This is a genomic window from Chryseobacterium sp. SIMBA_028, assembly GCF_046535285.1.
Lineage (GTDB): Bacteria > Bacteroidota > Bacteroidia > Flavobacteriales > Weeksellaceae > Chryseobacterium.
The window spans coordinates 17,016-29,426 of the sequence record NZ_JAWRWZ010000018.1; the positions used below are offsets into that span (position 1 = coordinate 17,016).

The window sequence follows — 12,411 nt, forward strand, 5'->3', positions numbered from 1 at the left end:
CTAAATTATATTATGAAAAATTTTATCTTAGGGTTAGCAGTTTTAAGTACAGTTTTGATGAAAGCACAAACTCAGATTATCGCACATAGAGGATATTTTCAGGCTCAGCCTCCTACAACGGAAAATTCTATTACATCGTTGGCAAACGCTCAGAAATTAAAGGTTTACGGATCTGAATTTGATGTGAGAATGACCAAAGATGGAGTATTGGTCATTAACCACGATGAGCACCACGGTAAAATGGAAATTTCTGAAGCTTCATTCAATGAACTGGAAGCATTGAAATTATCCAACGGCGAAAAGTTTCCTACCTTAAAGGATTATTTAAAGCAGGGAAAAATAGATCCGTCTGTAAAGCTTATCGTTGAGATCAAGCCAGCCAAAACTCCTGAAATTGAAAATGAGATTACTCAAAAGACCATTAAAATGATCAAGGATATGAAGTTGGAATCTCAAAGTGAATTCATTTCTTTCAGTCTGAATATCTGCAAAGAGATTAAAAAACTAGCTCCGGCATTTAAAGTTCAATACCTGAACGGAGAATTGTCACCGGAACAAATTAAAAAAGAAGGACTTGACGGAATGGATTATCACTACAGTGTTTTCCAGAAAAATCCAACCTGGATCGCAGAAGCGAAAACATTAGGTCTTATCACCAATTCGTGGACCGTAAATGATGTTGCAGTATACGACGAATTGAAAAAGCAAGGAATCGGGTTTGTAACCACCAATATTCCTGAACAGCTGAAAGGAAAATAATATTTTTAACAATCAATAAATTCCACAGTCTGCCTCCGTAAAGGGGCAGACTGTTGTTTTTTACCCTAGAATCACCCTTTTTAACTGTTAGAATATATTTTTTAAAATCTAAACTTACATTAATGCATTGATTATGAGTTATTTGTGTTTTATTATCCCAATAGAAGACAATAAATATATATTAATATAGGCAGGAAATGGCATTAAGAATTATTAATTACTTAAATAACTTTAAATCAGTGTTTTAATTCATTTTGTTAAGAAAAAATTAATATAGTATTCAATAAATCTTTAACAAATGTTAAAATAGTGTTAAAGCCCTACTGATAATGTCGTTCTAATTTTGCGCAAACAAAAAGGATATGCGTAAAGAGACACAAAAACTGTTGGTTTTGTCGTTGTTAGGATTCATCAGCGTCAATCTGATGGCTCAGCAGAAAGCTAAAAAAGACACAATCAAAGGAATTGATGAAGTAGTGGTGACTGCTTTGGGAATCAAAAGGCACGACAAGTCTTTAGGGTACTCAACCCAAACTATTAAATCTGAGGAAATCTTAAAAACCCAGAATAACAACTGGGCACAGGCTTTAGAGGGTAAGGTAGCAGGATTAAAAGTTCAGACTGCAGGAGCAGGACCTCTTGGAACGACTCGTATCACGCTTCGTGGAGACATTTCCATGAACATGGGGAATAATGATGCTTTGATTGTTGTTGATGGCGTTCCTTTAAGTGGAAAAAAGACCGGAACAGGAACCGCTGCCTATGGTGCGGGCTCAGGAGGTGATCTACCCATAGATTACGGAGACAGTTTCAATAGTATCAACCCAGACGATATTGAATCGATCTCTATCCTGAAAGGGCCCACTGCTTCAGCATTATACGGCTCCAGAGGTTCCAGAGGCGCCATTATGATTACCACAAAATCCGGAAAAAGTAAAAAAGGAAAAGTTCAGATTAGCTTTAATTCCTATTCAAGTTATGATACGGTCCTGAAATGGCCGGATTATCAATATGAATACGGGCAGGGAACTCAGCAGAAAGATAAAAACGGAAACTATTATTATTCTTATGGACTTTCTGTGGATGGGATCAATACCGGATCTACCAGTAGTGCATTCGGACCAAAGTTTGCCGGCCAGTATTACTTTCAATATGATCCAAACATAGAGGGCCAAAGCTTGGAAAGACAACTTTGGAGACCTTATACCAATAATATCAAAGACTTTTGGCAGGTTGGTTCTAATTATTCAAATAGCTTGTCAATAGAACATTCTAATGAAACTACAGCGTTCAGAACATCTCTTTCCTATTTAAAGAATGAATGGATGATGCCCAATACAGGCTTTAACAGATTGAATGCAGCCCTGTCCTTAGATCATAAGCTAAGCAACAGACTGAAGATCGGAACCAAGGTCAATTTTAGCCAGACAAAAAGTGATAATCTTCCGGCAACAGGTTATAACAACCAGTCGATCTCTTACTTTATGATTTTTCAGAATCCTAACGTAGATCTTGCGTGGTACAAACCCATCTGGAAAAAAGGACAGGAGCAGATAGAACAGGTTCATCCTTTCAGCTCCTATATTGATAATCCTTACCTGATTGCATATGAAAACCTGAACGGAACCAATAAGAAAACAATTACAGGAAATATTAATATTAATTATCAGCTGGCAAAAAACTTTGATGTAACCTATAAAACCGGAGTAGAGTGGAACAATGAACTACGTATGCAGAGAAGACCATGGAGTTCTGCCAACTATCTGAAAGGTTTTTACAGAGAACAGTACATCAGATATCTGGACCTGAATAATGATATTTTATTCACCTATAAAAACAAATTCGGAAACTTTGGGGTAAATGCTTCTGCCGGAGGTAATATCAGATATCATGAATACACCATGAATGATTATAGAGCCAATGGATTGAATAAAGTAGGTCTATATCAGCTTTCCAACGCTACATCTCTTGAAACTAAGCTTCCTAGGCCTAATGATAATCAGGTGAATAGTATGTATGCATTGGCCAACTTTAGCTATAAGGATATGGTATTTTTGGATGTAACAGCCAGAAATGACTGGAGCAGTACACTTCCTGCCCACAACAGGTCTTACTTCTATCCGTCCTTATCCTCATCTTTTATATTGTCAGATATCTTTAAAATAAAATCTGATAACCTGAATTTTTGGAAACTAAGATTATCATGGTCAAAAGTTGGAAATGATACCTATAACTATATGCTTGAAAAGTACTATGAAAACAGTGCATTTACAGGATCTGTAGAATCTCCGCTATTATACCCGAATCCGAATCTTAAACCGGAAATGATTACCAACATAGAAGGAGGAATGGATTTTACCGTATTGAAAAACAGACTGACTTTCAATTTCACGGCATATCAAAACAATTCTAAAGACCAGTCAATTGTAATTCCTATGCTGTATGAAACAGGCTATAACAAAAGAATTATCAATTCCGGTGAGTTGAGAAACAGAGGAATTGAAATGACCTTAAATGCTTATCCAATCAAAAATAAAAACTTTTCCTGGAATATAAATGCCAACTGGTCCATGAATAGGAATGAGATTCTTTCACTTCCGGAAGAGTATCAGGGAAAACCTTATACCATGGGAAGCGTAGGAGGTGTAGTATATTATAATGCTGTGGTAGGTGGATCTCTGGGAGATATTTATGGTTATGGATTACTATATTCTCCGGATGGACAGGTGATTTATGATACCGATGGGTTAACAGCCAAGCCAACTGAAGTAAGAAAGATTGGAAATGCCTATCCAAAATGGAGAGCAGGCCTTCAAAATGAATTTAAATATAAAAATATTACCATCAGTTTCTCATTTGACGGTCAGTACAAAGGGATGGCCTATTCGCAGTCCCATCATAAAATGTCTGAACAAGGAAAACTTACCCACACCCTTGCCGGAAGAGATAATCCCGGAGGGTTAATTGTAGGGCAGGGAGTAGTACAGAACCCAGACGGAAGCTTCTCGCCAAATACAAAAGGAATCCCTGTTTCTACCTATTATGGAGATTATTACAGAAGAGCGAATGTGGAAACCAATTCATTTGATACTTCATTCATTAAGCTGAGGGATGCCAGAATCTCTTATTCGTTTCCAAAATCAGTGGTTGAGCCTTTAAAAGTTACAGATATTAGTCTTGCCCTATTTGGAAGAAACCTTTGGATGTGGACGAAGTTTCCATTATTTGATCCGGAAGCTGCTACACTAGATGATTCTACCATTACGCCGGGAGTGGAAATGGGGCAGCTGCCTCAGGCAAGAACCATAGGAATTCAGTTAAACGTTAAATTTTAAAATCAGAAAAATGAAAAAATTAATCTATATCTGTTCATTTCTCGCGCTTGTAAGCAGTGTTGTTTCGTGCGACAGGAGTCTTGATGAAATCAATAAAGATACCAGTAGAATTAATGAACCTGTTACCAGTTCTTTGCTGGTTCCTATCCAGTACAATATGGCTTCGGTAGGATATAACAGAGCCAATGATTTTACCTTTGATATCATGCAGGTTTCTCTGGATTTCCCCAATGAAGGAAACTCATTGAGTCGTTATTACATCACAGAAAATACAGGAAATGGTTTCTGGAATAATTCTTACAGATGGCTAAAGCAGGTAGATGATCTTAGAAAAGCTGCAACTGCTGAAGGAGATAAAAACTATCAGGCCATCTCAATGGTACTGAATGCATGGATTTACTCCAACCTTACAGATACCTACGGAGATGTTCCGTTTTCTGAAGCCTCACAATTGGACCGTAATATTTCACAACCGAGATTCGACAGACAAAAAGATATTTATGTAACGTTATTGGATGACTTAAAAATGGCAAACTCCCTTTTTGTTACCAATAAAATGCTTTCCGGAGGAGACTTATTCTACAAAGCAGATACGGATGCCAATGGAATTATCAACTGGAAGAAGTTTTGTAACTCACTTTCTTTAAGACTTTTGACAAGGATTTTGAACAGAGATGGAGAAGTGAACGTTAAAGAAAGAATTCAGGAAATCACTAATAATCCAACAATATTTCCCATTTTCCAAAGTAATACAGATGCTGTAAAAGTAGATATTTCAGGAATTTATCCATTAATGCCCCCCATTGCAAGATATCAGGATTTTACAACAGGCAGAGCTGCCTCAGAATTTTTTGTTGAGAGCATGAAAGCTAATAATGATCCACGTATTCCCATGTTTTTCTCTCAGGCAAAAGATCCTAAAGGAAATAATATTGGATATCTGGGTGCGCCGTCAGGATATCCATTCGGAACGGTATTTACCAATCAGCCGTCAAACCTTAACCAGAATTTGGCTAAAGCACCATTGAAGATTTTTGTGTATCCCTATGCTGAACTTCAGTTTACATTGGCTGAACTGGCATTGAAAGGGATCATTTCTGGAAGTGCAAAGGCCTATTATGAAAATGGAGTGAAAAGCTCTATAGAACAATGGGGGTCGGTAGTTCCTGCCAATTATTTTGATAACCCCAATGTAGCCTACGGAACAGGAAATATGAAAAAAATTATGCTTCAGAAATACATAGCGCTCTTTTTTGTAGATCAGCAGCAATGGTTTGAAAAAAGAAGAACAGGCTTCCCCGAATTGCCCAATAACGGAGGACTTTTAAATGGAGGAAATCTTCCTCAAAGATTAATGTATCCACCTAATTCAAGAGTTTTAAATATGGAAAACTATCAGGCTGCAGTTCAGCAGATGGGTGGTGACAATATCAACGTGAAAATGTGGTGGAATAAATAAACATAATAAGTAAAAAAGAAATAAAAATGAGTATCAAAATAAAACTTTTAATGCCCGGTCTATTAATTTCAGCAATGGCATTCTCCCAGTCTTCTGTTTCAGGGTATGTATACGAAGACAGCAATAAAAACCAAAAGAAAGAAAACAGGGAAAAAGGAATAGAAGGCGCAGCTGTTTCCAACGGAGCTCAAGTTGTATTAACAGATAAAAACGGACGTTATAGCCTACCCATTCAGGAAGATCAGACTGTTTTTGTGGTCAAGCCATCGGGGTATCAGACCGCTTTAAATAGCAACAATCTGCCACAGTTTTATTACCATCATAAGCCTAAAGGTTCTCCAGCAGACTTTAAGTACAAAGGAGTTGCGCCAACCGGAGAGCTTCCTAAGGAATTGAATTTCCCACTTTACAAGCAGAATGAAGAAAAGAACTTTGATATTCTGGTTTTTGGAGATCCACAGCCCTATACCGAGAAAGAATTAGATTATTTTAAGAGAGGAATTGTAAATGAAGTTAAAAATACCAAGAAAAATGCAGTGCTTGGAATTAGTTTAGGAGATCTTGTAGGAGATAATCTAAGCCTGCAGAAACCTTATGCAGACGTAATGAAAGAAGTCGGGCTGCCTTGGTATAACGTCATGGGAAATCATGATATGAACTATGATGCTAAAGATGACCATCTTTCCGATGAAACCTTCAAATCCAATTTTGGTCCTGCCAATTATTCTTTCAATTATGGTAACGTACATTTCATTATTCTGGATGATATCTTGTATCCGGATCCCAGAGATGGTAAAGGATATTGGGGTGGTTTCCGAGAAGACCAGTTGCAGTTTATTGAAAACGATTTGAAGCTGGTTGATAAAAATAAACTTATCGTAGTATCTTTTCATATTCCGTTAGAGCATAACAATGAAGACAGCTTTAGAAATGCAGACCGTCAGAAGTTATTTGATTTCTTACATCCTTTCCAGAATGTATTGCTTTTATCAGCACATACTCATATTCAACAGCAGATTTTCTATGGTAAAAAAGCAGGCTGGAACGGGGTAAAAGAACTGCATGAATATAACGTAGGAACCACTTGTGGCGACTGGTATTCCGGAACACCTGATGAAGAAGGTCTTCCTACTTCAACCATGAGAGATGGAACAGCCAAAGGGTATTCATTCATAAGCTTTACAGATAACCAATATAAAGTAAAATATAAGACAGCCGGAAAACCAGAGGATTATCAAATCAAATTATACGTTCCAAAGGTAATTCCGTTTCCGTCAAAAACATCAGCAAAAGTATTGGCTAACTTCTTTATCGGAAGCAAAAAAGATAAGGTTGAATTCAGAATAGACAACGGAAAATGGGAAGAAATGGAGTATGATGAAACCATAGACCCTAATTTTGCCCTTTCTGTTTTCAAATGGGATACCACAGAGAAGATTTTACAGGGAAGAAGACCATCCAATCCGGAAATAGCAAAACATATCTGGGAAGCAAATTTTCCTAAAAAACTAGCCTTAGGAAAACATAAAGTTGAGGTTAGAGCCGTAGATATGTATGGAAATCAATTCTCAGCTTCAGAAGAATTTGAAGTACAAAATGCCATCCAGATTCCTTAAGTTTTTCATTTTTTACTATACTTTTTTAGATTGAGTAGCCGGTTCATCGTGAGCCGGCTTTATTTTTGGCTGAGGTTGAAAAGGATGAACTACAAAAGAAATTTTTAGAATACGTAAGAGCTGCATACCACTTAAGTATTCTTCTCAACAGTATTTGTAATAAGCTTATATTCTATAATTCTCCTTAAGTTTTTTAAACTTTTGTGCCTTTTGTGGTTTAATAAAAACCATTAAAAAACTATTAAATCTCCATTCTTTCCATGCCGTAAAAATGTTCTTTTGTAACTTTGTAACACGAAAAGTATTATTACTATGAATATAAACGGAAAAAATGCCATTGTAACAGGTGGTGGAAGAGGATTAGGTAAAGCTGTAGCACTAGCTTTGGCCAATGAAGGAGTGAATATTGCCATTACAGGAAGAAACGAAGAGAACCTTAAAAATACAGTTGACGAAATCCAAAAATTAGGAGTAAATGCTACCTATGCAGTATTCAGTATTGATGATGAAGCCGCTGTAAAAACAGGAATTGAAGCTTTAGCTGAAAAACTAGGTGGAGTAGATATTCTTGTGAACAATGCAGGTATTGGAGACTTCGGAACCATTGAAGATATGTCTTCTGAAACATGGGAACAGGTAATCAAAACTAATTTATTTGGTGTGTATTATGCAGCTAAGGCCGTACATCCATTTATGAAAGCTAAAGGAGAGGGAGATATTGTGAACGTAGCTTCCACAGCAGGATTAAAAGGAGGACCAAATATGTCAGCTTATGCAGCTTCAAAGGCCGCTGTAGTTTCATTATCACAATCGATGATGGCGGAATGGAGAAAGCAAAATATCCGTGTAGTGACCCTAACGCCGAGTACAATTGCTTCTGATATGAGTATCCAAGGCGGGCTTACAGACGGAAATCCGGATACAGTATTACAACCTGAGGATTTTGCAGAATGGGTAAGAGATATCCTGAAAATGAACAGAAGAGCTTTAATTGCTAATGGTTCTATCTTCTCTACAAATCCATAGAAATTCGAAACTTAAAATTCAAGGGGAAGATACAGAAACAACTCTAAGCTTGTCTTGAATAATGAAATCTAATAAAAGCGGGAAAATCCAATCAATGGAAGCCCGCTTTTTTCTTTTACAACCGGAAAAAAATAGCTCTTGTTTCTCACAGGTCCAAGATCTTTTTCACAATCATCTGCTTAATCTCCATAAACAGTGAGAGCTTCATATCAGAATTCAATAGAAATAGGCTTTTGTCCATTTAACAAAATCATAAAATCATCCGGCTTTAGCCAAAACTTACCCTTTCTATTTTTTTAACAATAATAACATTAGTATTTTTGCACCAAATTATTCACATGCAAAATTATTTAGAATTCAACTTCAAGATTACTCCATTGCAACCTTGGAACGAGATATTAATGGCAGAACTTATTGAAATAGGTTTTGACAGCTTTACAGAAGAAATTCACGGGATTTTAGGATATATCCAGACAGATTTGTTTCACGAAGATCAGCTTAAGGCTCTTTCCATTTTTGAAAACGAAAATGTAAAAATTGAGTATTCTTATGAAGAAATGCCAAACATCAACTGGAATGAAGAATGGGAAAAAAACTTTTCTCCTATCAATATCGATGATAAAGTATTAATCAGAGCAGAATTCCACGAATCTGTACCGGGAATGCATGAGATTATTATCCAGCCGAAAATGTCTTTCGGAACTGGACATCACCCAACAACACACCTGATGATCCAGCAGATGATGGATATCGACTTTACCGGTAAGAAAGTATTGGATATGGGATGTGGAACTTCTGTATTGGCGATCTATGCAAAACAGCAGGGAGCGGGAGATACAAAGGCAATTGATATCGATGAATGGTCGGTAGAAAATTCAAAGGAAAATGCTGCGAGAAACAGTGTTGAACTCGATATTGAGCAGGGAACAGCAGAAAATCTTGGAAAAGAAAATTATGATATTATTTTGGCTAATATTAATAGAAATATTCTGATTTCAGATATTTCAACCTATGTTTCTGTGCTAAATGAAGGGGGAAAATTATTGCTTTCAGGACTTTGTTTCTTTGATGTAGATGATATTCTGGAAGTATGTAAAGAAAGTGGCCTTACCCTTAAAAAGCAGTTGCAGAGAGAAGAATGGGTAAGTTTATTGCTTGAAAAATAATTAAAAAAAACGAAATACAGATATGAAAACCTTGTTGACAGCTTTATGTATGCTGATGTTGCAGCTTTTTGCAGCTCAGGAAAATGAAGTGTATGCGGATGGTGTTTTTGGTTTTACAGAAAATAAAACCCAGAAAATTTTTACAGATTGGACAAGAGTAAGAAAAGAACCCAGTGTTAGTGCTCAGATCACAGACTCGTTACAGGTTAATCAATCCGTGATGGTTCTTCAAAAGGTAGAAACGGTTCCAGTTCTGAAATTAGGAGAAAGAAATGCCAATTGGTATAAGATTTCCTATCAGAAAGGAGATGTGACCTCTGAGGGATATGTTTGGGGAGGTAATCTTTGTGTAGGCTATCGTAATAAAAATGGATATGATTTCCTTTTCGGTTTATCAAAAACAGTAGATAGGAAAATCAAGACCCTTAATGAAACTGAAAAACAAAATATAGCAGGAATCAAAGTAATGGAGGAGAGTACTCTGATTGATGAGGTGTATTTTGATACAGGAAAAGGAGAAGAATTAAGTACAGCTGCATTCAGCATTGAAAGTAATCATAAGTTACAGAATGTTGAGTTTACCCTAAAAGCAATGGTCTCGGGTGAAGCATGCGGTATAGCCACTTATGATCAATATGTTCTTTTTAAGGATAAAAAACTAATTGCACTTCCACAGTTGATGAACGTAGGAGATGCAGGTGCTTATTATCATAGTGAAGAATATGTTTTTCCAAACGATAAAGGAGGTATTTCCGATGCTTTTATCCTTAAGGTAGAAGATATGGAAACAGACGAAAAAGAAAGAGAAACAAAAAAACGCTCATCCAAGACTTATCTTTGGAATGGAAGTTCTTATAAGTTGAAATAATCTCTTCATTAAAAAAATAGGCAAGCCACTGTATTGTACAGTGGTTTTTTTGTTTTAAAATCCTCAGATGAAGGGTGGTAAGAAATATACCATTATTTGGAGAGTAAAGGGAGCTGTAAAAAGCCATGAAATTTGCTCGAAAACCCTGTTGAACGATACAATGATAGATGAATGTGAGTTTTAACAATAAAAGAGCCTTTACAACCATGTAGAGGCTTTTCTTTTGGATTCTTAAGAGAAATAAAAAATAGAATTGGAATTAACCAATCCTACCCAAACATGATTAAGTGTATAGTGTAGCCATAATGGCTATAGGGAATATAAAGTTGCACAAAAAAGATTTTTATTGACCCTTAATCAGGTTTCCTTACATCATAAAACTAACATTTAATGGCTCCCTTGTTAAAGCTTACCACTGTAAAAGTAATACGAATAGCCATTCGTAAGGGGTAAAGTTAAGCTGATGCTGCAAAATGGGTCAGTGAAACGGAGTTTTCACGTTGTGAAGTGGAAATTCCTCGAAATCTTTTGGATGCTGATTTTAATTGGATTTTGCGAGTATTTTTGAATGTATTAATAATTGTTAAATTTGGATACTGGTTTTAGTATGTAATCTATAGACGGTTAATAAGAAAATAAAAGGACGAAAAAATTGCAAAATGATTGATGTATTTGAAAATTACCTATTCTCAACAAGACTATTATTAGCCGAGGAAATTAACTTTTCTGCGCAGTTTTTCAATTCGATCCACTTAAAAAAAGGTGATTTTTTTATTCGTGGAGATGAACCTTGCCGTCATATTGGGTTTATCGCTAGTGGTGCTGTAAAAGCATATGCTATCGACAAGGAAGGAAAGGAAAATATAACCTGCTTCAAATTTGAAAAGGAATTTGTCACCTCGTTTCCGGAGTTTGTGGCGCAGAAAAAATCCAGAAGAAGTATCAGGGCTATAGAAGATAGTGTAATCTATAGGATAAACTACCCAGACTATCAGCATCTGCTTGGTAAGGTGACCGCTTGGAACGGAGTTATAAAATCAGTAATGGAGCAGGAGTATAACCAAAAGGAACGTTACCTGCTGAATTATAATAATAGGTCGGCTGTGGATAAATACCTTCATGTACTTTCTAGTGAACCAATACTCGTCCAGCGTGTTTCTACGCAGGATCTGGCATCATACCTCGGCATCACGCAGCGATCACTTACACGGGCGAAGGGACAAATACATAGACCCAACCTCTTATAGGACAAATGTCCTTATGCTGTCTTGATCAGCGATGTAGATTTGTGCAAAAAAAACGATGCTACATCAAATTGCTCCCGAAGTGTTTCAGATTCCACTGATGCCACGAAACAGTATCAACTGCTATATTATTGAAGGTGTATTGGTAGACTCCGGAATAAGAAGTTCGTATACCACTGTAAAGAAAGTGCTCCAGAAAATCCCCGTTTATCAACATATACTAACGCATGCCCATGCAGACCATCAGGGCTGTAGCGATCAGATATGCGCTGAGTTCGCGATACCCTTACTCTGTCATCCCAACGAAGTTTTTAGGACCGAAACGGGGATGGTAACCAACGACTATCCAGCTCCGCAACATTGGGTAGCAAAGCTTCAACAAAAGTACTGGGCAGGTCAGGGCCATAAAGTAGAACGGACAATCGTTGAAAACGATAGAATCGGAAACTTTCAGGTAATAGAGACACCCGGACATTCGGCAGGTCATATTTCTTTATTCCGTGAGCAAGATGGTGTGCTGATCATCGGAGATGTGGCAACAAATATGAATCTGCTCACAACAGCGACAGGTCTGAAGCTTCCGCCAAACATATTCACCTCCGACCAGCAACGTAACATCGAATCGCTCCGGAAGTTAGCAGAGCTGAATCCTGCCATTATCTGCTTTGGCCATGGACCAGTCATGCGAAATAAAGATCGAAAGTTTGAGAAATTTGTGGCTAAATGCAGTGGGGCTATTTATAGATAGATCGTGTTGTTTATTGCTCATCTTAAAAAATTAAAAAAGCCAGAAAAAACAGAGCAACCTTAAGGGATTTTGAATGTGCGGAAAAGTGCTGTAGAAAATATATTGAGGTACTTCTGTAAAGTTTCTTACAAATAATAAGAGAATTCTAGCTTCAAAAATCGAACGCTAAATGTCCCAATAGTAAAAGTTC

The 12,411-nt window shown here is 36.9% G+C and carries 9 protein-coding genes; all 9 read left to right on the forward strand.

Annotated features, from left to right (window positions below):
• Positions 1 to 12: 12 nt before the first annotated feature.
• The 9 genes from SCA31_RS20175 (at position 13) to SCA31_RS20215 (ending at position 12,221) form a co-directional block, all read left to right on the forward strand.
• On the forward strand, positions 13 to 759 hold the full coding sequence (locus tag SCA31_RS20175) for a glycerophosphodiester phosphodiesterase family protein (RefSeq protein WP_410698807.1): 747 nt from the start codon (positions 13 to 15) through the stop codon (positions 757 to 759).
• Positions 760 to 1,121: 362 nt separating this feature from the next.
• On the forward strand, positions 1,122 to 4,094 hold the full coding sequence (locus tag SCA31_RS20180; protein WP_410698808.1) for a SusC/RagA family TonB-linked outer membrane protein: 2,973 nt from the start codon (positions 1,122 to 1,124) through the stop codon (positions 4,092 to 4,094).
• 10 nt (positions 4,095 to 4,104) lie between these two features.
• Complete coding sequence (locus tag SCA31_RS20185) at positions 4,105 to 5,553, forward strand: SusD/RagB family nutrient-binding outer membrane lipoprotein (RefSeq protein ID WP_410698809.1); 1,449 nt, start codon at positions 4,105 to 4,107, stop codon at positions 5,551 to 5,553.
• A gap of 50 nt (positions 5,554 to 5,603) precedes the next feature.
• Complete coding sequence (locus tag SCA31_RS20190) at positions 5,604 to 7,169, forward strand: calcineurin-like phosphoesterase C-terminal domain-containing protein (protein WP_410698857.1); 1,566 nt, start codon at positions 5,604 to 5,606, stop codon at positions 7,167 to 7,169.
• Positions 7,170 to 7,481: 312 nt separating this feature from the next.
• Positions 7,482 to 8,195: a 3-ketoacyl-ACP reductase gene (locus SCA31_RS20195; RefSeq protein ID WP_410698810.1), complete on the forward strand. Its 714-nt coding sequence runs from the start codon at positions 7,482 to 7,484 to the stop codon at positions 8,193 to 8,195.
• Positions 8,196 to 8,533: 338 nt separating this feature from the next.
• A complete protein-coding gene (gene prmA, locus SCA31_RS20200; protein ID WP_410698811.1) occupies positions 8,534 to 9,361 on the forward strand; it encodes a 50S ribosomal protein L11 methyltransferase in 828 nt (275 codons plus the stop codon).
• A 22-nt stretch (positions 9,362 to 9,383) separates the two neighbouring features.
• Positions 9,384 to 10,229: an SH3 domain-containing protein gene (locus tag SCA31_RS20205; protein ID WP_410698812.1), complete on the forward strand. Its 846-nt coding sequence runs from the start codon at positions 9,384 to 9,386 to the stop codon at positions 10,227 to 10,229.
• Between the two features lie 659 nt (positions 10,230 to 10,888).
• Entirely contained in the window at positions 10,889 to 11,476 is a 588-nt protein-coding gene (locus SCA31_RS20210; protein ID WP_410698813.1) for a Crp/Fnr family transcriptional regulator, read from the forward strand.
• A 55-nt stretch (positions 11,477 to 11,531) separates the two neighbouring features.
• Entirely contained in the window at positions 11,532 to 12,221 is a 690-nt protein-coding gene (locus SCA31_RS20215) for an MBL fold metallo-hydrolase (protein WP_410698814.1), read from the forward strand.
• The last annotated feature ends 190 nt before the right edge of the window (positions 12,222 to 12,411 follow it).